The organism is Micromonospora sp. A202, assembly GCF_006715105.1.
In the GTDB taxonomy this organism is placed as follows: Bacteria; Actinomycetota; Actinomycetes; order Mycobacteriales; family Micromonosporaceae; genus Micromonospora; species Micromonospora zamorensis.
In genome coordinates this window covers 5,842,806-5,863,746 of sequence record NZ_VFMP01000001.1, presented here as the reverse complement: position 1 = coordinate 5,863,746, position 20,941 = coordinate 5,842,806, and the positions used below count along the sequence as shown (strand labels likewise).

The window sequence follows — 20,941 nt, the reverse complement described above, 5'->3', positions numbered from 1 at the left end:
CGGCCGTTCCGCTTTCTCCTCATTGGCAGTGCTCATCGGAGGTTGGCGGGTATGGGTCGGTTGTTCGGCACGGACGGCGTACGCGGGCGGGCAAACGCGGATCTCACCCCAGAGTTGGCGTTGGCGCTCGCTGTGGCCGCCGCGCACACGCTCGCCGAGACGGACCGCAGCCACCCGCCGCTCGCCGTCGTCGGTCGGGACACCCGGGCCAGCGGCGAGATGCTGGAGGCGGCCGTGGTCGCCGGTCTGACCAGCGCCGGCGCTGACGTGGTGCGGGTCGGCGTGCTGCCGACCCCCGCGGTGGCGTTCCTCACGGCAGAGACCAAGGCCGACCTCGGGGTGATGCTCTCCGCGTCGCACAACCCGATGCCGGACAACGGCATCAAGCTCTTCGCCGCGGGCGGGCACAAGTTGCCCGACGAGATCGAGATGCAGATCGAGGCGGCCGTCGAGACGAACGCCACCACCGCCTGGGACCGCCCGGTGGGTGCCGGCGTCGGCCGCGTGCATGACCTTCTCGACGGCGCCGACCACTACGTCCAGCACCTGGTCAGCACCGTGCCGCACCGGCTCGAAGGCATCAAGGTCGTGGTCGACTGCGCCAACGGCGCCGCCGCCGAGGTCGCCCCGGTCGCCTACCAGGAGGCCGGCGCGGAGGTCATCGCGATCCATGCCGAGCCGAACGGCCTGAACATCAACGACGAGTGCGGCTCCAACCACATCGAGGCGCTGCGTGAGGCCGTGGTCGAGCACGGCGCCCACCTGGGCATCGCCCACGACGGCGACGCCGACCGTTGTCTGGCGGTCACCGCCGACGGCGACGAGGTGGACGGCGACGAGGTGATGGCGATCCTCGCGCTGGCCATGCGGGATGCCGGCACGCTCACCCAGGACACCCTGGTGGCCACCGTGATGAGCAACCTCGGGCTGCGGCTCGCGATGTCCGCGCAGGGCATCCGGCTGATCGAGACCAAGGTCGGTGACCGGTACGTGCTGGAGGAGCTGCGCGCCTCCGGGCTGGCGCTCGGCGGTGAGCAGAGCGGTCACATCGTGATGCCCGCCCACGCCACCACCGGCGACGGGGTGCTCACCGGCCTGCACCTGATGGCCCGGATGGCGGCCACCGGCAAGTCCCTCGCCGAGCTGGCGTCGGTGGTCACCAAGCTGCCCCAGGTGCTGATCAACGTGCCGGTCGGCGACCGGACCGTCGGTGCCGCTGCGCCGGCCGTGCGCGCCGAGGTCGAGCGGGCCGAGACGGAGCTGGGTGAGACCGGCCGGGTGCTGCTGCGCCCGTCGGGCACCGAGCCGCTGGTCCGGGTGATGGTCGAGGCGGCCACCGAGGCGACCGCCCGTGAGGTCGCCGAGCGGATCGCCGAGCTGGTCCGCACGGCCAGCCCCGTCGGCTGAAACCGCCGGCCCGGCTACGGCTGTGCCGTCACAGCCGTAGCCGGGCCGCCCGTTCGTACGTCTCGGCCGGGTCCTCGCCGTCGGTGAGGTCGAGGTCCTCGGTGACACGTCCGTCGTTCAGGCGGATCAACCGGTCGCAGCGGGCGGCGATGGCCTGTTCGTGGGTGGCGAGCAGGATGGTCATGCCGTGCCGGTCGCGAAGGTCGAGCAGCAGGTCGAGGATCTGCCCGCCGGTGGTGGAGTCGAGGTTGCCGGTGGGCTCGTCGGCCAGCAGCAGACCCGGTGCGCCCATCAGTGCCCGGGCGATGGCCACCCGTTGCTGCTGGCCACCGGAGAGTTGCACCGGGAGGGCCCGCTCCCGCCCGGTCAGACCGACCGCGTCGAGCAGCTCCCGGGCCCGTGCCGCGTGGTCGGCCCGGCCGCGCTGCGGCAGCACCGGGGCGATCACGTTGTCCAGCACGGTGAGCGCCGGCAGCAGGTGGTAGCGCTGGAAGACGAACCCCACCCGCTGCCGGTAACGGGCCAGCGCGGCGCGGCGCAGGTTGTTGACCACCACGCCGTCGACGACGACGGAGCCCTCGTCGGGTTGCTCGATCGCACCGATGAGGTGCAGCAACGTCGATTTTCCCGACCCGCTCGGCCCGGTCAGCGCCACCACCGAGCCGGCCGCGATGGTCAGGGACACGTCGTCGACCGCCGTCAACCGGTCCGCACCGCTGCCGAATCCTCGTGCCAGGTGGTCGACCGAGATCGCACTGCCGCTCTGCTCGCTCATGGTCTGCTACTCCTCTGCCAGTAGTCGGGCGGGCCGCAGACGCGGCAACAGGGCGGCGGGCACCAGCGCGGCGACAGTGCTCACCAGGGCGCCCGCCAGCGCGACCAGCGCGGCCACCAGGAGCAGCGCTCCCGGAATGGTGCCGATCAGCCAACCCGCGCTGGCCAGGCCGACCGCCGCGCCGGTCGTCGACCCCACGAGCCCCAGCGCCAGCCCCTCGTAGCCGACCAGCCGGCCGAGTTCGGCGTCCGTCCAGCCGATCGCCCGCAGGGTCGCCAGCTCGGCGGCCCGGTCACGGATGTTCAGGTAGAGCACGTCCGCGACCGCCGCGGCGCCGAGCAGCACGGTGGCCGCGGCGGCCACGGTGTCCGCGCCGCGGACGCTCAGCGAGACCACATCGCCGAGCAGACTGCCGACGATCGCACCCCGGAACGCCCACGCGGCGGCACTGACCAGCGTCAGCGCGGCCACCCCGATCGCCAGCGCGCCGGCGCCGAGGAACGTGCGTCCGGGGGTGCGGGCCAGGTTGACCAGGGCCAACCCGAAGAGGGTGCGGGGCCGGCGTACCCAGCCGGCGGGAGCGACGATCGGGCGGAGGGCGGCGGCCGGGTGGGCGCGCGCGGCCCGCAGCGCCGGCACCAGGCCGGCGGCCAGCGAGAGCAGCAGGGCAATGGGTACGGCCAGGGCCGACCGCCGCCAGTCGACGTCGATGCCGAGCGCGATCCCGAGCGGGACCGCGAGGGCCAGTGAGAGCAGACCCGCGATGAGCCCGAGGAGAGCGACCTCGCCCAGGATCAGCGCCGCGATGCGGCGGACCGGCCAGCCGAGACAGGAGAGCACCGCCAGCTCGGAGCGTCGGTCCCGGACGGCCGCGCTGACCGCGTTGGCGAGGAACAGCACGCAGACCACCAGCACCAGCACAAAGAGCACCAGGCTCTTGCGGTCCACCGCCTGGGTGATGATCGAGGCCACGCCGAGTGCCGACCAGCTCTCGGTCAGCCGCAGCATCGGCCGGCCGAACGAGCCCGCGGGCAGCTCCACGGTCTGCGGTGCGGGCGACGAGCCGAGGGTGATGTCGACGTCCAGCCCGGTGCGTGCCGCGATCTGCTCGGCGATCAGCCGGACCCGTTCGGCCGAGCGCTCGCTGTAGCCGCCGACGTCGGCCACCCGTACCCGGATCGCGCTGATCGGGGCCGTGGCCTGTGCCCCGCCGCCGCCCTCCAGGAGTTTCGGGACGCTGCCGAGGTTGGTGAGGAGCAGCGGTGGCGCCGACAGGTAGCCGGCGGGGTTTCCGCTGGGTGCCAGCGGCTGACCGCCCAGCGCTGCCCGGCTGCGGTCGTCGGCACCCTGTGCCGTCGGCGCCTGGTAGGTCTCCAGCGGCAGTTGGCCGAGGTCACTGAAGCCGGCCAGCCGGCCCGGGTCGAAGACACCGACGGCCCGCCAGAAACGATTGGCCGTGCTTCCGCCGGTGGGTAGCGGCAGCGCCCGTATCGACCGGGAACCGGTGTCGTCGGCCAGCCAGGGCCGGGGCAGTGGGTTGTACGCCTTCTCCTGGCCGTACACCTCAGGGTTGCCGGGCGGCTGCGCGCGGGCCCGCAGGGTGCCGTCGGGCAGCCGGTCGTACTGCACGTCGCTCGACTGCACGACGCTCTGGAGTTGACCGACGCAGCACCCGCCCGGCGACAGCTCCTCGGTCAGCATCGCCTGGTGCCCGGCGGTGAGGTCGTACCGACCGGACCCGGCCGGAGTCCCGCCAGGGCGGCTCAACGTCTTCTCCAGGTCGATCGCCTCCACCCCGGCCGGGCTGATCGCGAGTCGGGTGAACCTGGCTGCCAGCGACTCGTCGATGAAGGGTCGGTTGGTGACGAGGACCGGGACCTCGTAGTTGTCCGCTGTGCCTCGGCGGTTGACGGCGACCGTGTCGTCGGTGCGCACGGCCCGACCGGTGACCACGGCCTCGTCGAGGCCGACAAGTTGTTCCTCGGCCACGGGGTCGACCGCAGCCAGGAGGAACGGCACGGTCAGGTCGTACGCCATCACCAGCCGGTCGGAGGGTGTGGAGGAGCCGTCCCGGTCGGTCGCGAGGATGTAGGAGTCGGCTTGGAACCGGCCGTCGGGCAGCAGTTGGACGGCGTGCAGGGACCAGTCCTCGCGCTCGGAGTAGGTGCCCGGGTTGCCCAGCAGCCCGTATCCCGGGTCGCAGATGGGAAGGCTGCGCCCGTCCGGCTGCACCTCGCGCGGGGTCGGTCCGCAGGTGTCCGACCAGGAATAGGACCGCCCGTCGGAGTACGGTACGGCGTCACCGTCGGTTCCCCAGTCGATCCGGGGGTAGATCAACGGCTTCGTGGTCACGTACACGTACCGGGGTTTGCCCGGTGCGCTGGAGAGACCACGTTCGGCGTGGAAGGTCGGGTCGACCCGGATGACCTGGCGATCCAGCGAGCGGTCGACGGCCTCGGTGAGGTCGATCGGCGTCGGCAGCAGGGTGGTGGAATAGCCGAGCATCGCGATCGGTGCCGCCACCTCGATGCCGGGGACTGCCCTCACCTGCTCGTACTGCTGCGCGGTGATGCCGCCGAAGAGCCCGGAGAGATAGTTGGGGCGGACCAGCCCACGCTCGGCTTCGAGCGGAGTGCGGGTCCCCTTCGGACGGACCAGGATCTCGTAGGCGACCCGGGTGTTGCGCTCGACAGTGCCGGTGACGTCCAGGCGAGAGGTGGTGGTGGCGCCCGTCAGGACCACGAAGCCGGTGGTGGCCACCAGCACGCCGATCACCAGCGCCACCGACCGCCCCGCACGGCCGCGCAGCTGTCTCCAGATGAAGCCGAGCATGTCGCGCCTCCCCGTGTGCTGTCTCCCACTCTGCGCGATACATTGTGACAATGCAAGACCCGTACCGGAGGTGACATGGCGATCCAGCACGCTGTCCTCGCCCTGCTCGCTGGTGGCCCCAGCCACGGCTACCAGCTCAAGGGATCGTTCGAGGCCGCCGTCGGCCCGCAGTGGGGGCCGCTGAACATCGGCCACCTCTACCAGATCCTCGACCGGCTCTCCCGGGACGAGCTGGTCGTCGCCGAACGGCAGCCGCAACCGATCAAGCCGGACCGGGTGGTCTACGAAATCACCCAGGCCGGCCGCGCGGAGCTGGCACGGTGGCTGGCCGAGCCGAGCCCACGCAGCGGGGGATTCCGGGACGACTTCTTCCTCAAGGTCACCGCCGCCGCCCGGTCCGGCTCCGCGGCCACCGTGCGCGCGGTGCTCAGCAACCAACGCGGGCACCTGCTGCGCGAGTTGCGCAATCTGGACGGCCTCCGGCGTGCCGCCGAGGACCCGGTGGTCGGGTTGCTGCTCACCGCGGCGAGCCGGCACGTGACGGCCGACCTGTCGTTCGTGGACGACGCCGAGTCGGTGCTGCTCGGCGACGGGGGCCAACTGCTGACCCGGCTCGCGACACCGCCGGCGTCTCAGTCGTCGAGCGACCCCGGATCAGCCCTCGGCGGACCGGTCAGTGGCTCGGGCTCAGAGCGCGCAGCCGGCTGACCGCCTCGGTCAGCACCTCGGGGCGCTTGCAGAACGCGAACCGGACCAGCCGTCGGCCCGCCTCCACATCGTCGTAGAAGACCTGCGTCGGCACCGCCACCACACCACAGCGCTCCGGCAGCGAACGGCAGAACTCCACCCCGTCCCGGCCGCCGAGCGCGGTGATGTCGGCGGTGACGAAGTATGTCCCCTCCGAGTCGAGCACCTCGAACCCGGCGTCGGTGAGACCACCGACGAGCTGGTCACGGCGCTGCTGGAGCCCGTCGCGGAAGCCGGTGTAGTAGTCGTCCGGCAGCGCCAACGCCACTGCCACCGCCGGTTGCAGCGGTGCCGCGTTGACGAAGGTGAGGAACTGCTTCACCCGCAGCACCGCCGAGACCAGCGCCGCCGGGCCGCTCGCCCAGCCGACCTTCCACCCCGTGCAGGAGAACGTCTTGCCGGCCGAGGAGATGCGCAGCGTCCGCTCCCGCATCCCGGGCAGGCCGGCCAACGACACGTGCGGGCTCGACGCGTCGGTGAAGACCAGGTGCTCGTACACCTCGTCGGTGACCGCGTACGCGCCGAACTCCTGACACAGCTCGGCGACCAGCGCCAACTCCGCCGGGGTGAAGACCTTGCCGGTCGGGTTGTGCGGTGAGTTGAGCAGCACCAGTCGGGTGCGCGGGCCGAACGCCGCGCGCAGCGCCGCCGGGTCGAAGGCGTACCGGCCGTCGGCCGCGGGCCGCAGGGTCACCGGTCGCCGGACCGCGCCGGCCAGGGCGATCGAGGCAGCGTACGAGTCGTAGTACGGCTCGAAGCACACCACCTCGTCACCCGGTTCGCAGAGGGCGAGGATGCTGGCCGCGACCGCCTCGGTGGCACCCGCGGTGATGACGATCTCGCCGTCCGGGTCGTACGACAGGTCCTGGAACCGCTGCTGGTGGGCCGCGACCGCCGCGCGCATGGCGGGAATCCCCGGGCCGGGCGGGTACTGGTTCTGCCCGCCGCGCAGCGCCTCGGCGGCGGCGGCCAGCATCTCCGGCGGACCGTCGGTGTCCGGGAAGCCCTGCCCGAGGTTGACCGCGCCGGTGCGCACGGCGAGGGCGGACATCTCGGCGAAGATCGTCGTGCCGAACGGCCGCATCCGGGCCACCAGCGGGTCGACATCGGTGCTCGTCACCTGCGCCAGCCTAAGGCCACACCAGGGCCGAACCCCAGCCTCACTCGGGCGCGCACCAGATGCTGCCGTAGCTCCGCTCCTTGAGGACCACCGGCGTGCCGGTGCCGCTGATCGTGACGGTGCATTCGAGGAGACCCTCGTATTCCATATCGACCCAGTCGGCCTCCAACCTGACCCGGCTCGCGCCGTTTGTCCGGATGGTGGTGCGCCAGGGGAGCTTCGCGCTGTCGACGTGGATCAGGTCGCTCTCGGCGTCGAAGTACGCGATGTCGGCCTCGCCCGATCCGGTGACCTCGTAGACCACCGTCACCGGGGCCGGCCCCGACGTCGGTCGGGTGACCGGCTGCTTGCTCGGGGTCGGGGGCGCGGGGCTGGGTCGCTCCGGAATGGGCGTACGTGTGGTGGGTGCGGTCCAACCGTCGTCGGGAACAACCCACGGCTCCTCGGCGATCGGCTCCGAGCCGGGTCTGTCCAACAGGAAACCACTCGCGCAGAGGCAACCGCAGACGGCCAGGACCAGTGCCACGAAGACCGCGACGACGATGCCGACGATCCGGCCGCTGCTCGTGGTCGGGCTGCCGCTGGCACGCGGCTGGCCGGGGTAGGTGTACGGCGGCGGATAGCCGTGGGGCGGCCATCCGGCTGACGGCGGCCAGTGCGCGGGCGGTGGCGCACCGGTAGGCGTGGGCCATCCTGCTGCCGGAGGCGGCCCGGCGGCCGTCGGATCCGTCGGATCGGGCGGGGACGGCGACCACGGCGACGCCGGTGGCCCGGGCGTCCACGGGGTCGGCGGCGGTTGGGGCGTCCACTGGGTCGGGGGCGGCGACGGGGTCCACGGCGCGGCCGGGGTCCACGGGGCTGGCGCCCACGGCGCCGGCGGTGCCCACGGCTGAGCCGGTGCCAGTGGGTCGGGCGCCGGGAGCCCAGCGGGGGAGGGCGGTGCCGTCGGATCCGGTGGCAACGGAGAGGCCGGGCGCAGCGGGGACGGCTCGGGTGACGGCCCCGACGTGCCGCCGGGTGCCGGGTCCGATGGCGAGGTGGGGGACGGATCGGGCGGGGGCGCGTCGGACATGGCTGCTCCGGGCGGGAGTGGGTATGGAACGAACGGGCCGAGGGCGGGCGCGCCGAACCCGCCGAGAGACTGTCGTACCCGACGGCGCGCCGCAACCCCCGTCACCTCCGGGCGGCCCCGCCCGGCCTGCGATGCTCGTCCCGTTGCGCCCCGCCAACCCCCGATCGCTCAGATTCCGTGATTGATAACCCGACTTTCGAGCACCCATCATGAGTGAAACTGGGTTAGGCTGCGGGCCATGTGTGGAATCGTGGGATACGCGGGCGCGCGCCCCGCACTCAGCATCGTGCTCGACGGGCTGCGGCGGCTGGAATACCGCGGCTACGACTCGGCGGGCGTCGCGATCGTCTGCGACGACCGGCTGCTGACCGAGAAGAAGGCCGGCAAGCTGGCCAACCTTGAGAAGGTGCTGTCCGAGCGGGCCGCCGACGACCCGACCTCCTGCGCGGCCAGCCCGATCGGCATCGGTGACGGCACCACCGGCATCGGGCACACCCGGTGGGCCACCCACGGTGGCCCGACCGACCGCAACGCCCACCCGCACGTCGCCCCCGACGGCCGGGTCGCGGTGATCCACAACGGCATCATCGAAAACTTCGCCAAGCTCCGTAACGAGCTGGAGGCCGACGGCGTCCAGTTCACCAGCGACACCGACACCGAGTGCGCCGCGCACCTGCTCGCCGCCGCGCTGGCCGACCTGCGCGCCGCCGGCCAGCCGGACAGCCCGCAGCTGCTCGCCGCCGGCATGCGGGTGGTCTGCCAGCGGCTGGAGGGCGCGTTCACCCTGCTCGCGGTGGACGCCGGCGTGCCCGGTGCGGTTGTCGGCGCCCGGCGCAACTCGCCGCTGGTCGTCGGCCGCGGCGACGGCGAGAACTACCTGGCCAGCGACGTGGCCGCGTTCATCGAGCACACCCGGGAAGCGGTCGAGCTGGGCCAGGACCAGATCGTCCTGATCACCGGTGACAGCATCGAGATCACCGACTTCGACGGCCAGCCCGCCGCCGGCAAGGACTTCCACATCGACTGGGACTCCTCGGCCGCCGAGAAGGGTGGCTACGACTGGTTCATGCTCAAGGAGATCGAGGAGCAGCCGCAGGCCATCGCCGACACGCTGCTCGGCCGGCTCACCGAGACCGGCGAGATCGCCCTCGACGAGGTCCGCCTCAGCGACCAGGACCTGCGCGACGTCGACAAGATCTTCATCGTGGCCTGCGGCACGGCGTACCACGCCGGCATGGTCGCCAAGTACGCCATCGAGCACTGGACCCGGATCCCCTGCGAGGTGGAGCTGGCCAGCGAGTTCCGCTACCGCGACCCGGTCCTCGACCGGTCCACGCTGATCGTGGTGATCTCGCAGTCCGGCGAGACGATGGACACCCTGATGGCGCTGCGCCACGCCAAGGAGCAGAAGGCCCGGGTGCTGGCGATCTGCAACACCAACGGCTCGACCATCCCCCGTGAGTCGGACGCCGTGCTCTACACCCACGGCGGGCCGGAGATCGCCGTCGCCTCCACCAAGGCGTTCCTCACCCAGGTCGTCGCCTGCTACCTGATTGGCCTGCACCTGGCCCAGGTGCGCGGCATCAAGTTCGCCGACGAGGTGGGCGCGGTGGTCGCGCAGTTGCAGGAGATCCCCGGCAAGCTGCGCGAGCTGCTCGACCGGATCGAGCCCGTCCGCGAGCTCGCCCGGGAGCTGAAGTCCGAGCCGACAGTGCTGTTCATCGGCCGGCACGTCGGCTACCCGGTGGCCCTGGAGGGCGCGCTGAAGCTCAAGGAACTGGCGTACATGCACGCCGAGGGCTTCGCCGCCGGCGAGCTGAAGCACGGCCCGATCGCCCTGATCGACAAGGGCACCCCGGTCATCTGCGTGGTGCCCTCGCCGGTCGGCCGGGGCATGCTGCACGACAAGGTCGTCTCCAACATCCAGGAGGTCCGGGCGCGCGGTGCGCGGACCATCGTGATCGCGGAGGAGGGCGACGAGGCGGTCGTCCGGTATGCCGACCACCTCATCTACGTGCCGCGTACGCCGACGCTGCTGGCCCCGCTCGTCACCACGGTGCCGTTGCAGGTGCTGGCCGCCGAGATCGCCGCCGCCCGTGGACACGACGTGGACCAGCCCCGCAACCTGGCCAAGTCGGTCACCGTCGAGTAGGCCCCTCAACGACCTGGCCCAGCACGACCCGGGCCATCCCGTCCAGCGCGGGATTGCCCGGGTCCCAGTAACCGGTGTGGCCTCCTCGCCCACTGCCGAAGACCCGACCGCCGAACCCGGGGTCCGACGGGTCGTGACCGAACCACAGCTCGTGGCCGGTCCGGTCGGGCCAGGCCAGCGCGGCGGCCAGCGGAGCCGCGCCGGACAGCGCACGTCGGCCCATCTCGTCCACCGGAAGGGCCCCGCGGATCACGTCGTCGGGAGCGCTGCTCGCCCAGACCTCCCGGGCGGGCACGCCCAGCTCGGCGGCGTGCGACGCACCGACCCCGGGGGAACCGACAAAGACCAGCGCGTCGGCGGCCAGCCCGTGCTCCCGGGCGGCCATGCCCACCACCAGTGACCCGTAGCTGTGCCCGAGCACGGTCTGCCGGGCCGGTGGCCCCTCGTGGGTGGCCCGCAGCCCCTCCTGGAAGCGGTGCAGAGCCGGGCCGGCATCGCGTGCCAGACCTGCCGAAGTCGCGTCGGTCACGAAATCCGGGGCGTCGTAGTCCAACCAGAGCACCGCCGCGCTGCGTTCGGTCGGGGCGAGCGTGGCGCACCGGTCCAGCACCCGCGCCGCCCTGCCCAGCTCACCGGGGGCGTCGTCCAGCCCGGAACCCATCCCCGGCACGTAGGTGAGCACCCGGTCGGCCTGGTCCGGGTCGCCGAGCGCCAGCACCACCCGACCCTCACCGGCAGTATCCAGCCCCAGCAGGTATGCCCGCGGCTCCCCGCCGCCCGCCAGTCGTCCGCCCAGCGCGTCCAGACCGGCCAACCGCTCAGCCACCCCGCGCAGCCGGAGCGACGCCAATGCCCCCGGCGGCACCCGGGTCAGCAACCGCCGCCGCTCCGCCATCAGCTCCTCCCGCCAGACCCCGAGCCGCAGCCGGTTGGCCTGGTCGCGGGCGGCCACCGGCACCCCGTCCAATCGGCCGACCAACGCCGGCTCGTGCCCGATCAGCCACCGTCGCTGCGCCGGTGTCAGACCCGCCCACCAGGCGCGGACCAGGGTCGGCGCCGCACCGGGGGCCGGCCGGTCGGGCGGTGGCGGGGAGGCCCAGCCGGTGCCGGCGGCCCGGGCCAGCTCGTCCAACCGGTCGGCGGCGGCCCGGTCCGCGGCACCGGCCTCGTCGAGCGCGTCCCGCAGGTCTGCCGCCACCCGGGCCGCTGCCACGCCGGCCCGCTCGGTCGGCCGGGCCCGGGCGGGATCGACGTGCACCCCACCCTCGCGGTCCACCAGCAGGCCGGCCGCGTCCGCCAGGGCGACCGCATCGGCGAGCCGTGCCTTCGCCACGGCCAGCCGGCCGGCCAGCTCGGCCAGCACCTGGTCGACCTCGATCAACACGGGCGCGACCGACGTCAGCTCGTCACGCAGACCGACGAGCCGGGCGTCCGCCGCCGTGGCCGCCGCGCCCGACCAACCGCCCCGCAAGCGCCCGTCCGCCGTACGCAGCTCACCGACGCGTCGGTCGACCAGCCCGGTCAACCCCGCCCAGGCCGTCCCGGCGGCCCGCCACCCGCTCGGATCGGCTGCCCACAGGTGTCGGTAGGCGACGCTGCTCACCGGTGCAGGGTGGCGAACCGGTCGGCCGCCCGGTCGTCGACCGACTCGTACGCCTCGGCCGCGGCCCGCACCCCGGCGGAGGCCGCCGTGACCCGAGCACCCACCAGGCACAACCAGGAGTGCACGGCTGCCTCCACCCCGGCCAGGGCCGCGCCGGCTCGCCACTCGGGTGCCGTCACCAGCAACCCGGGCACCCCCGCGAGGCCCAGTGCCAGCCGGTGCGCCCCGTCGTCGAGCACCACGGCGACCGCGCGCAGCTCCTCCGGCCGGACGACGAACGGCTTATCGGTCATGACCACACCCCCACCGACGATCGGGATCGACGCGCTGACGCTAGGCGCGTACCGGAGGTCGTCGAGTGCCCTGTGGACAGCCGGCGTTGAGGCGTACCCCGGCCTGTCCACAGGCGTTGCCCACCGCGGGCCCGACGGCTAATCTGCGGCCCCGGCCGCCGGTAGGGTGAAGTGGTGATCGTCGCTGTCGGCATCGACGTCGTCCTGGTCGACCGGTTCGCCCGGGCCCTGGCACGGACGCCGCTGCTCGCCGACCGGCTCTTCACCACTGCCGAGCGACACACGCGCGCCGGTGCCCCGCGATCGCCGGAGTCCCTTGCCGCCCGCTTCGCCGCCAAGGAGGCCGTGGCCAAGGCGCTCGGCGCTCCGGCCGGGCTGAGCTGGCACGACTGCGAGATCGTGCCCGACCCGGACGGCCGTCCCTGGCTCGCCGTCTCCGGCACGGTCGCGGCGGCGGCCGACGCGCGTGGGGTCAACCGCTGGCATCTCTCGTTGTCGCACGACGGGGGGATCGCGTCGGCGATGGTGGTCGCGGAACGGTGATGTCGGCTGGGCGGGCCGACCCGGTCCACCCGCGAACGAATGGGACACGGTGGCATGAGATCGGTGTGGCGGGTGGCCGACGTACGGGCGGCCGAGGCAGGGCTGATGGGCACGCTGCCGGATGGGACGCTGATGCAGCGGGCCGCCGCCGGGCTGGCCCGCCGGGCCGCGCTGCTGCTCGCCGAGCGGGGCCGGGTCTACGGCGCCCGGGTGCTGCTGCTGGTCGGTTCCGGTGACAACGGTGGCGACGCGCTGTACGCGGGGGAGCGGCTGGCCCGCCGGGGAGTCCAGGTGTCCGCCCTGCTGCTCACCCCAGGGCGTGCGCACGCCGCCGGGCTGGCCGCCCTGCGAGCGGCCGGTGGCCGGCTGGTGCCGCAGCCGGCCGGCCCGGTCGACCTGGTCCTGGACGGCATCGTCGGCATCGGCGGCACCGGTGGGCTGCGGGCGAGCGCGGACGAGGTGGTCCAACGCCTCGGCGAGTTGCGTGGGCGCGACGGCGAGCGCGCCACCATCCTGGCGGTGGACGTGCCGAGCGGGGTCGCGGTGGACACCGGCCACGTGCCGCTGTCCGCGTCCGGCCGACCGACAGCGGTCCGCGCCGACGTGACGGTGGCGTTCGGCGCGCTCAAGCCCGCACTGGTGGTCGGGCCGGCAGCCGCCCTGGCCGGGCAGGTGGAGTTGGTCGACATCGGGCTGCGCCCGTGGCTGCGAGGCTCCCCGGCGCTGCGGGTCACCGAGTGGTCCGACCTGGTCGACTGGTGGCCGGAGCTGGCCCCGGCGTCGGAGAAGTACAGCCGGGGCGTGGTGGGGGTGTCGACCGGCTCGGCGACCTACCCGGGCGCGGCGGTGCTCTCCGTCGGCGGCGCTCTGGCCGGGCCGACCGGCCTGGTCCGCTATGCCGGCGGTGCCCGGTCCGAGGTGCTGCACCAGCACCCCTCGGTGATCGCCAGTGGGCGGGTCGCCGACGCGGGCCGGGTGCAGGCCTGGGTCTGCGGCTCCGGCCTGGGCACCGGAGAGGACGCGGCGGCAGAGCTGCGCGCCGTGCTGGCCTCCCCGGTGCCGGTGGTGCTCGACGCTGACGCGTTGACCCTGCTGGTGGACGGCTCACTCGCCGACCGGCTGCGCGGGCGGGACGCGCCGATCGTGGTCACCCCGCACGACCGGGAGTTCACCCGGCTGTGCGGGGAGGAGCCCGGCGCCGACCGCGTCGGCTCCGCACTGCGGCTGGCCGCCTGGATGAACGCGGTGGTGCTGCTCAAGGGGGACCGCACGGTGATCGGCACGCCGGACGGCCGGGCGTACGTCAACCCGACCGGCACCCCGGCGCTGGCCACCGGCGGCACGGGTGACGTGCTGGCCGGGCTGCTCGGCTCGTTGCTGGCGGCCGGGGTGCCCGCCGATCGGGCCGCCGCCTCGGCCGCGTACCTGCACGGGCTCGCCGGCCGGGAGGCGGCCCGGGGTGGGCCGGTGACCGCGCCCGACGTGGTCACCGCACTTCGCCCGGTTGTCGCCCGGCTGGGCTGATCGGCCCGTTCCGGCCGGGTCGTCGACCGGGGGCGTGCGTCGCCGCCCCCGGTGATCACGGCGGAAAGTAGGCTGGGCGTATGTGGCAGGCCGAGGTACGCGTCGATCTTGACGCGATCCGCGAGAACGTGAGCAGGCTCCGCTCCGGCACCAGCGCCGAGCTGATGGCGGTGGTGAAGGGCGACGGGTACGGCCATGGCATGCTTCCGGCCGCCCGCGCCGCGCTCGACGCCGGCGCGGACTGGCTCGGTGTCTGCACCCTCGACGAGGCGCTCACCCTGCGGCGGGCCGGAGTGGCAGTGCCGGTGCTGGCCTGGCTGCTCGCGCCGGGGTTGCCGCTGCACGAGGGGGTCACCGCCGGGGTGGACCTGGGCGCGGCCAGTCTGCCGCAGCTGGACGAGATGATCGAGGCGGGCCGGCTCGCCGGGCGCCCCGCCCGTCTGCACCTGAAGATCGACACCGGGCTGTCGCGGGGCGGTGCGACCGTCGCCGACTGGCCGGCGCTCCTGGACGCCGCCGCGAAGGCGCAGGCCGATGGCCTGGTCGAGGTGGTCGGCGTGTGGAGCCACTTCGTGTACGCGGACAGCCCCGGCCACCCCACCACCGATCGCCAACTGGCCGTCTTCCACGAAGGGCTGGCCATGGTCGAGCGGGCCGGGCTGCGCCCGCGCTGGCGGCACCTCGCCAACTCGGCGGCCACCCTGACCCGCCCGGACACCCACTTCGACCTGGTCCGCCCCGGCCTGGCCATCTACGGGCTCTCCCCGGTGGCCGGCGAGACGTACGGGCTGCGGCCGGCGATGACCGCACGCGCCCGGGTGATGCTCACCAAGCGGGTGCCCGCCGGCACCGGCGTCTCCTACGGGCACGCCTACACCACCGAGGCGGACGCGAACCTGGCCGTGGTGCCGCTCGGGTACGCCGACGGGGTTCCCCGGCACGCGTCCAACACCGGCCCGGTCCAGCTCGCCGGCGCACGGCGGACGATCTCGGGACGGGTCTGCATGGACCAGTTCGTGATCGACTGCGGGGACGACCCGGTGGCCGACGGCGACGTGGCGACCCTGTTCGGCAGTGGTGCCGACGGTGAGCCGACCGCCGACGACTGGGCCGAGGCGGTCGGCACGATCAACTACGAGATCGTCACCCGGTTCGGCAGCACACGCGTGCCTCGGATCTATGACGGCGAGCGGCCATGAGCTACCGCATTCCGCGTCCGCGGACCGCGGCGGGCCGGGTCGCGGGGATCCTCGGGGCCGCGGTCGGGGTCGCGGCCGCGGGCCTGGCGGCCGGCGTCGCGACCGAGCGCACCCTGGTCCGCCGGCTCAAGGCAGACCCGGCCGACCGCTACGCGCACGAGGCGTTCGGCGAGCAGCGGTACGACGAGGCGTTCCGTCTGGAGCTGCCGGACGGCACGGACATCCACGTCGAGGTGGTCGAGCCGACCAGGCCGGTGCCGGGGCATCCGACGGTGGTGCTGGTGCACGGCTTCTGCCTGGACATGGGGACGTTCCACTTCCAGCGCCAGATGCTCGCGGCCCGAGGTGACTACCGGGTCGTGGCGTACGACCAGCCCGGTCATGGTCGGTCCGGCCGGTTGGAGACCGGGGAGTACGACCTCGCGGTGCTCGGCCGGACGCTGCGCCAGGTGATCGACCGCACCGCCCCGGACGGGCCGCTGGTGCTGGTCGGTCACTCGATGGGCGGCATGACCATCATGGCGTTCGCCGAGTTGTTCCCGGAGCTGTTCGGTGACCGGGTGGTGGGCACGGTCCTGATGGCCACCTCGGGCGGGCTCATCGCCGAGACCAAGCTGGTCGCGCCCGCGCTGCTCGGCCGGGTCGGTGGCCCGGTGCTGTACATGGTCAGCAACGCCACCCGGTACGGCGGGCCGGTGATCGACAAGGCCCGCAAGTCGACGTCGAACGTGGCCTGGCTGCTGACCCGCAAGTACGGCTTCGGCACCCGCAAGCCCAGCCCGTCGCTGGTGTCCTACGTGGAGACGATGAACTCCCGGACGTCGGCCGACACGGTGACCCGCTACCTGCGGACCCTGGCCACCCACTCGCGCTTCCCGGCTCTCGCGGCGTTGGCCGCGACGCCGGTGCTGGTGGTGGTCGGTGACAAGGACATGATCACTCCGGTGACCCACTCGGAGGAGATCGTCCGGCGGTTGCCGCACGCCGAGTTCGTCAAGATCAAAGACAGTGGACACGTGGTGATGCTGGAGCACGCCGACGAGGTCAACGCCGCGCTCGCGCGGTTCCTCGAATCACTCGCAGAGCCGGAGGAACGGTGAGTCACGTCGTCAAGCTGCCGACCGTCGAGGACACCCGGGAGTTCGGCCGACGCCTGGCCGGGCTGCTGCGCGCCGGCGACCTGGTGCTGCTGACCGGCCCGCTGGGCGCCGGCAAGACCGCGCTCACCCAGGGCGTCGGCGCCGGGCTCGGTGTACTCGGCGACATCACCTCGCCGACGTTCGTGATCGCCCGGGTGCACCGCCCCGATCCGGCCCGGGGTGGCCGGGTCGCCCTGGTGCACGCCGACGCGTACCGGCTGGGCGCCGCCACCGACCCCCGTGCCGAGATCGACGACCTGGACCTCGACGCATCGGTCGAGGACTCGGTGACAGTGGTGGAGTGGGGTGAAGGCCTGGTGGAGCAGTTGGTCGACGCGCACCTGCGGGTCCGGATCGACCGCCGCGACGACGACACCCGCATCGTCGAGCTGGACCCGATCGGTGGCGACTGGGCCCGTCGGCTCGCCGGCCTGGGCTAGGGCGGTCGCTGTCGTACCCGATGCCTAGAGTGCGGGGGACCGACCCGCGCTGTGTGAGAGGTTCCTGATGCCCGACGACGCCCCCGCCCTGGATCTGCTGGCCCTGCTGCCGGAGCAGTGGCGTGCCGTGCTCACCCCACACCTGGATGCGGCGCGCACCGCCGCGCTGGCCGAGTTCGTCGCTCGGGAATACGCGACGCAGACCGTCTTCCCTCCCCTGGAGGACCTGTTCTCGGCCTACCGGCTCTGCCCGCCGCAGGGCACCCGGGTGCTGATCCTCGGGCAGGACCCCTACCACCGGGCCGGGCAGGCACACGGGTTGAGCTTCAGCGTCCGCGACGGTGTGACGGTGCCGCCGTCGTTGCGCAACGTCTTCAAGGAGTTGGGCGAGGACGTCGGCGTTCCCAAGCCGCGCAGCGGCAACCTCGACGGGTGGGCCGCCCAGGGCGTGCTGCTGCTCAACGCGGTGCTGACCGTCCGTCAGGCCACCCCGGGCTCGCACGCCAACGCCGGCTGGGAGGAGTTCACCGACGCCACCATCCGGGCACTGGACGCCTCGCCGGACCGGGTGGTCTTCCTGCTCTGGGGCGGCTACGCCCGCAAGAAGGCGGCCCTGGTCACCAACCCGCAGCACGTCGTGCTGGAGGCCGGCCACCCCAGCCCGATGAACCCGCGTGGCTTCCTCGGCAGCCGCCCGTTCAGCGCGGCCAACAAGGCGCTCGCCGACGCCGGCCTGCCCACCATCGACTGGGAGCGCACCGCCGGCTGACCTCTGCGGCTCGCGGCTCCCGGTCACCGCCCTGCTGTTGGCGTGGCTGGCGGGTGGCTCAGCTTCCGCTGGCCAGCTGCCGGTCACGGTAGCGGCGTAACAGCTCGCCGGCGCGCGGCTCGGTCAGCTCCAATTCGACGAGCGGCACCACCTGGTAGCCCCGACCGCCGTGGCGCACCTCGATCGTCTCGGGCAGCTCGTCGCACATCGTGGCCCTGATCTCGCCGTACCTGGTCGACCAACGGTGCTCGCCCGGCTCCTCGGGCTCCAGCCACACACCGCCGAACTCGCCCCAGCGAGCGTTCCACCGCTGCCCGTAGTTCCTTTCCAGCCAACGGGTCAACACCTTCGAGTCCTGCCACCGCACGGCGATCTCCAGCGCGTCCACCGGCACCGGCGCACCCTGCAACAGGGCAGCCGTGCTCCCGGTGAGCACCTGCGGGAGATCGCTGAGCCGGTCCAGCAGCCGATCCAGGCCCAGTTCGTCGATCCGCTCGGCGAGCGGCCGAGCGGCCAGGTCGTCCATCCGGGCGTCAAGGTGCGCGTCCAGCGGCTCCACCCCGACGGCCAGCTGCACATCCATCGCAGCGAGCATCCGTTCCAGCACCGGGATGGTCGGCGCACGCTCGCCACGTTCGATCCTGGCCACGGCAGCCTGGCTGACCCCGGCCAGCGCGGCCAACTGACGCTGGCTCAGCTCGCGCAGGTGTCGTTGCTGCCGCACGGTAGCGCCGAGAAGGGTGACAAGGCGAGTGGATGGCATCCCCGCATGGTGGACCAGGGCCAGATGCCGGCGATACCTCTGCGGCATATTGACGACTCGCCGCTGATCCGGCCCAGGACCGCCGCGGTCGATGGCCTGGCGGCTGGCGGCGGGCCTCATCCCAGTGAGCGTGATGCCTGTGAGTCATCAAGATGACTCACAGGCATCACGCTCAAAAGGAAATGTGGCGTCGTCGCACCCGGCCGCTTCGCTCCCCGGCCGCTTCGCCGCCCGGCGGGGTTGCGGGGTGCGGGTGGGCGGGCGTCCGGAGGACCGCGGTGGGTGGGGCGGGCCTGGGGGCGGTGACCGGGGCGGGGCGTGACCGGGGGCGGTGGCGGGGCGGCTAGGCTGGCTAACCGTGCTCGTACTCGTGGTGGACAGCTCGACCCCTGCGGTGACCGCAGCGCTGGTGGAGGTCTCGGCGGACGGTGTCGTGTCCCGGGCGCACCGGTGCACGGTCGATGCCCGCGCGCACGGCGAACTGCTCGCTCCCCAGGTGGATGCGGTCCTCGCCGACGCCGACGCGCGCCCACGGGACCTGAGCGCCATCGTCGCCGGGCTCGGCCCGGGTCCGTTCACCGGGCTGCGGGTCGGCCTGGTCACCGCTGCGACGATGGGTCAGGTGCTCGGCATCCCCACGTACGGCGTCTGCTCGCTGGACGCCATCGGCTACCCGGCGGCGTCCGGCGAGCCGGTGCTGGCCGCCAGCGATGCCCGGCGCAAGGAGCTCTACTGGGCTGTCTACGACGGTGCGGGCCAGCGGATCGTCGGGCCTGAGGTGTCCACGCCGTCGGTGGCCGCCGCGCGCGCCCGGGAGTTGGGCGCGACGATCGCGGTCGGGGACGGGGCACACCGGTACGCCGAGATCCTGGACCTGCCCGTGCGGGTCGAGCCCAGGTACCCGGACGCCACCGTGCTGGCGCTGCTCGCGGCCGAGCGGATCCGGGCGGGAGCGTCCAGTGAGCGGCTCACCCCGCTCTACCTGCGCCGTCCCGACGCGGTGGCGGCTGTCGGCCGCAAACCGGTCCTGCCATGACAGCGGTACGGCTCGTCCCGTTCCGCTGGTGGCACATCGACGACGTGCTCCCGATCGAGGCGGACCTCTTCGGCGCCGAGCAGTGGTCGCCGGCCATGTTCTGGAACGAGCTGGCCAACGGGCACCACTACCGGGTCGCCGTCGACGGGGATGGCGCGGTGCTCGGTTACGCCGGTCTCGCCGGGGCTCCTCCGGACGAGGTGTGGGTGCAGAACATCGCCGTGCGCCGGGACGCCCAGCGGCGGGGCGTGGGCCGCGTCCTGCTGGAGGAACTGCTCGCCGAGGCGGGCCGGCGGGATGCCCGCAGCACCCTGTTGGAGGTCGCCGTGGACAACGCCGCCGCCCAGCGGCTCTACGCGACGTACGGGTTCGAGCCGATCGGGGTGCGGCGCGGCTACTACCAACCGAGCAACACCGACGCGCTGGTCATGCGGCGCGACGCCGAGCCGACCGGGGACGGACCACACGACCATGGCTGACGAACCGCTGATCCTGGGTATCGAGACCTCCTGCGACGAGACCGGCGTCGGCATCGTGCGGGGGCACACCCTGCTGGCCGACGCGCTCGCCTCCAGCGTCGAGGAGCACGCCCGATTCGGGGGTGTGGTGCCCGAGGTGGCCAGCCGGGCACACCTGGAGGCCATCGTGCCCACCATGGACCGGGCCCTGACCGAGGCCGGCGTCACCCTGGCGGACATCGACGCGATCGCCGTCACCTCCGGGCCTGGTCTGGCCGGTGCGCTGCTGGTCGGTGTCGCCGCCGCCAAGGGGTACGCGCTCGCCGCCGAGAAGCCCGTGTACGGCGTGAACCATCTTGCCGCCCACGTCGCGGTGGACACCCTTGAGCACGGCCCGCTGCCCGAACCCGCCATCGCGCTGCTGGTGTCCGGCGGTCACTCGTCCCTGCTGCTCGTCGACGACCTGGCCCGGGGCGTCACCCCGCTGGGCGCCACCATCGACGACGCCGCTGGTGAGGCGTTCGACAAGGTTGCCCGGCTGCTCGGGCTGCCGTTCCCGGGCGGCCCGCCGATCGACCGGGAGGCCCGGGCCGGCGACGCCGCCGCGATCGCCTTCCCACGCGGCCTGACCGCCGCCAAGGATCTCGCCGCCCACCGGTACGACTTCTCGTTCTCCGGCCTGAAGACGGCGGTGGCCCGGTGGGTCGAGGCGCGTCAGCGTGCCGGTGAGCCGGTGCCGGTGGCCGACGTGTCCGCGTCCTTCCAGGAGGCGGTCTGTGACGTCCTGACCAGCAAGGCGCTCGCCGCCTGCCGCGCTCAGGGCATCGACACCCTGGTGATCGGCGGGGGAGTGGCGGCGAACTCGCGGCTGCGGGCGATGGCCGAGCAGCGGGCCGAGAAGTACGGCATCCGGGTCCGGGTGCCCCGTCCGAAGCTCTGCACCGACAACGGTGCGATGGTGGCCGCGCTCGGTTCGCACCTGGTCGCGGCTGGGGTCGCGCCGAGCCGACTGGACCTGCCTGCCGATTCGGCACTGCCGTTGACCACGGTCAGCGTGTGACGGGGGCGG

19 protein-coding genes are annotated in these 20,941 nt (G+C 73.3%); 12 read left to right on the top strand and 7 right to left on the bottom strand.

The features are described 5' to 3' along the window. Nucleotides 1–51: 51 nt before the first annotated feature. Complete coding sequence (gene glmM, locus FBZ33_RS27075) at nt 52–1,407, top strand: phosphoglucosamine mutase (protein WP_141911147.1); 1,356 nt, start codon at nt 52–54, stop codon at nt 1,405–1,407. 28 nt (nt 1,408–1,435) lie between these two features. Here glmM and FBZ33_RS27070 read toward each other — a convergent pair whose 3' ends face one another. After that, complete coding sequence (locus FBZ33_RS27070; RefSeq protein ID WP_141911146.1) at nt 1,436–2,182, bottom strand: ABC transporter ATP-binding protein; 747 nt, start codon at nt 2,180–2,182, stop codon at nt 1,436–1,438. Nucleotides 2,183–2,188: 6 nt separating this feature from the next. Next, nucleotides 2,189–5,014, bottom strand: coding sequence for an ABC transporter permease (locus FBZ33_RS27065; RefSeq protein WP_141911145.1), 2,826 nt, complete (start codon nt 5,012–5,014; stop codon nt 2,189–2,191). A 75-nt stretch (nt 5,015–5,089) separates the two neighbouring features. On the opposite strand from FBZ33_RS27065, the gene FBZ33_RS27060 reads away from it, so the two are divergent. Next, nucleotides 5,090–5,722: a PadR family transcriptional regulator gene (locus FBZ33_RS27060; protein ID WP_141911144.1), complete on the top strand. Its 633-nt coding sequence runs from the start codon at nt 5,090–5,092 to the stop codon at nt 5,720–5,722. Here the strand turns inward: FBZ33_RS27060 and FBZ33_RS27055 are convergent. Together FBZ33_RS27055 and FBZ33_RS32970 are read right to left on the bottom strand one after the other, a co-directional pair. Then, nucleotides 5,688–6,881 (bottom strand): pyridoxal phosphate-dependent aminotransferase, encoded by a 1,194-nt coding sequence (locus tag FBZ33_RS27055; protein ID WP_141911143.1) that lies wholly within the window; start codon nt 6,879–6,881, stop codon nt 5,688–5,690. The genes FBZ33_RS27060 and FBZ33_RS27055 overlap by 35 nt on opposite strands. Nucleotides 6,882–6,921: 40 nt before the next feature. Further along, on the bottom strand, nt 6,922–7,356 hold the full coding sequence (locus FBZ33_RS32970) for an MmpS family transport accessory protein (protein WP_185755420.1): 435 nt from the start codon (nt 7,354–7,356) through the stop codon (nt 6,922–6,924). An 835-nt stretch (nt 7,357–8,191) separates the two neighbouring features. Here FBZ33_RS32970 and glmS point away from each other — a divergent pair. Further along, the gene (gene glmS / locus FBZ33_RS27045) at nt 8,192–10,105 is read left to right on the top strand and encodes a glutamine--fructose-6-phosphate transaminase (isomerizing) (RefSeq protein WP_088950192.1); all 1,914 of its coding nucleotides are present in this window, start codon (nt 8,192–8,194) and stop codon (nt 10,103–10,105) included. Here glmS and FBZ33_RS27040 read toward each other — a convergent pair. Then, entirely contained in the window at nt 10,092–11,708 is a 1,617-nt protein-coding gene (locus FBZ33_RS27040; protein ID WP_141911141.1) for an alpha/beta hydrolase, read from the bottom strand. The two genes, glmS and FBZ33_RS27040, sit on opposite strands and share 14 nt — an antisense overlap. After that, nucleotides 11,705–12,001: a hypothetical protein gene (locus FBZ33_RS27035; RefSeq protein ID WP_141911140.1), complete on the bottom strand. Its 297-nt coding sequence runs from the start codon at nt 11,999–12,001 to the stop codon at nt 11,705–11,707. The genes FBZ33_RS27040 and FBZ33_RS27035 overlap by 4 nt, the downstream gene beginning before the upstream one ends. A 174-nt stretch (nt 12,002–12,175) precedes the next feature. On the opposite strand from FBZ33_RS27035, the gene FBZ33_RS27030 reads away from it, so the two are divergent. The 6 genes from FBZ33_RS27030 (at nt 12,176) to FBZ33_RS27005 (ending at nt 17,615) form a co-directional block, all read left to right on the top strand. Beyond that, on the top strand, nt 12,176–12,544 hold the full coding sequence (locus FBZ33_RS27030) for a holo-ACP synthase (protein WP_141911139.1): 369 nt from the start codon (nt 12,176–12,178) through the stop codon (nt 12,542–12,544). 54 nt (nt 12,545–12,598) lie between these two features. After that, nucleotides 12,599–14,068, top strand: coding sequence for an NAD(P)H-hydrate dehydratase (locus FBZ33_RS27025; RefSeq protein WP_141911138.1), 1,470 nt, complete (start codon nt 12,599–12,601; stop codon nt 14,066–14,068). An 80-nt stretch (nt 14,069–14,148) separates the two neighbouring features. Further along, a complete protein-coding gene (gene alr, locus FBZ33_RS27020; RefSeq protein WP_141911137.1) occupies nt 14,149–15,267 on the top strand; it encodes an alanine racemase in 1,119 nt (372 codons plus the stop codon). After that, on the top strand, nt 15,264–16,367 hold the full coding sequence (locus FBZ33_RS27015) for an alpha/beta fold hydrolase (protein ID WP_088950187.1): 1,104 nt from the start codon (nt 15,264–15,266) through the stop codon (nt 16,365–16,367). The genes alr and FBZ33_RS27015 overlap by 4 nt, the downstream gene beginning before the upstream one ends. Beyond that, on the top strand, nt 16,364–16,846 hold the full coding sequence (tsaE, locus tag FBZ33_RS27010; RefSeq protein ID WP_141911136.1) for a tRNA (adenosine(37)-N6)-threonylcarbamoyltransferase complex ATPase subunit type 1 TsaE: 483 nt from the start codon (nt 16,364–16,366) through the stop codon (nt 16,844–16,846). The genes FBZ33_RS27015 and tsaE overlap by 4 nt, the downstream gene beginning before the upstream one ends. A 67-nt stretch (nt 16,847–16,913) precedes the next feature. After that, on the top strand, nt 16,914–17,615 hold the full coding sequence (locus FBZ33_RS27005) for a uracil-DNA glycosylase (protein WP_141911135.1): 702 nt from the start codon (nt 16,914–16,916) through the stop codon (nt 17,613–17,615). Between the two features lie 58 nt (nt 17,616–17,673). On the opposite strand, the gene FBZ33_RS27000 is transcribed toward FBZ33_RS27005, so the two are convergent. Next, entirely contained in the window at nt 17,674–18,378 is a 705-nt protein-coding gene (locus FBZ33_RS27000; protein ID WP_141911134.1) for a helix-turn-helix domain-containing protein, read from the bottom strand. Between the two features lie 358 nt (nt 18,379–18,736). Between FBZ33_RS27000 and tsaB the strand changes: the two genes are divergently transcribed. From tsaB to tsaD, 3 genes are read left to right on the top strand one after another with little or no spacing between them, the layout of a single operon-like run. After that, a complete protein-coding gene (tsaB, locus tag FBZ33_RS26995) occupies nt 18,737–19,414 on the top strand; it encodes a tRNA (adenosine(37)-N6)-threonylcarbamoyltransferase complex dimerization subunit type 1 TsaB (RefSeq protein ID WP_088950183.1) in 678 nt (225 codons plus the stop codon). Beyond that, the gene (rimI, locus tag FBZ33_RS26990; RefSeq protein WP_141911133.1) at nt 19,411–19,893 is read left to right on the top strand and encodes a ribosomal protein S18-alanine N-acetyltransferase; all 483 of its coding nucleotides are present in this window, start codon (nt 19,411–19,413) and stop codon (nt 19,891–19,893) included. Before tsaB ends, rimI begins: the two co-directional genes overlap by 4 nt. Next, a complete protein-coding gene (tsaD, locus tag FBZ33_RS26985) occupies nt 19,886–20,932 on the top strand; it encodes a tRNA (adenosine(37)-N6)-threonylcarbamoyltransferase complex transferase subunit TsaD (RefSeq protein ID WP_088950181.1) in 1,047 nt (348 codons plus the stop codon). Before rimI ends, tsaD begins: the two co-directional genes overlap by 8 nt. The last annotated feature ends 9 nt before the right edge of the window (nt 20,933–20,941 follow it).

Bases quoted from the DNA above. Each gene is read 5' to 3' on its own strand.
- alr (WP_141911137.1), top strand. From the start codon at position 14,149: ATGTGGCAGGCCGAGGTACGCGTCGATCTTGACGCGATCCGCGAGAAC.
- rimI (WP_141911133.1), top strand. From the start codon at position 19,411: ATGACAGCGGTACGGCTCGTCCCGTTCCGCTGGTGGCACATCGACGAC.
- FBZ33_RS27035 (WP_141911140.1), bottom strand. From the start codon at position 12,001: ATGACCGATAAGCCGTTCGTCGTCCGGCCGGAGGAGCTGCGCGCGGTC.
- FBZ33_RS27060 (WP_141911144.1), top strand. From the start codon at position 5,090: ATGGCGATCCAGCACGCTGTCCTCGCCCTGCTCGCTGGTGGCCCCAGC.
- FBZ33_RS27070 (WP_141911146.1), bottom strand. From the start codon at position 2,182: ATGAGCGAGCAGAGCGGCAGTGCGATCTCGGTCGACCACCTGGCACGA.
- FBZ33_RS27025 (WP_141911138.1), top strand. From the start codon at position 12,599: ATGAGATCGGTGTGGCGGGTGGCCGACGTACGGGCGGCCGAGGCAGGG.
- FBZ33_RS27000 (WP_141911134.1), bottom strand. From the start codon at position 18,378: ATGCCATCCACTCGCCTTGTCACCCTTCTCGGCGCTACCGTGCGGCAG.
- FBZ33_RS27005 (WP_141911135.1), top strand. From the start codon at position 16,914: ATGCCCGACGACGCCCCCGCCCTGGATCTGCTGGCCCTGCTGCCGGAG.
- tsaD (WP_088950181.1), top strand. From the start codon at position 19,886: ATGGCTGACGAACCGCTGATCCTGGGTATCGAGACCTCCTGCGACGAG.
- FBZ33_RS27065 (WP_141911145.1), bottom strand. From the start codon at position 5,014: ATGCTCGGCTTCATCTGGAGACAGCTGCGCGGCCGTGCGGGGCGGTCG.
- glmM (WP_141911147.1), top strand. From the start codon at position 52: ATGGGTCGGTTGTTCGGCACGGACGGCGTACGCGGGCGGGCAAACGCG.
- FBZ33_RS27015 (WP_088950187.1), top strand. From the start codon at position 15,264: ATGAGCTACCGCATTCCGCGTCCGCGGACCGCGGCGGGCCGGGTCGCG.
- glmS (WP_088950192.1), top strand. From the start codon at position 8,192: ATGTGTGGAATCGTGGGATACGCGGGCGCGCGCCCCGCACTCAGCATC.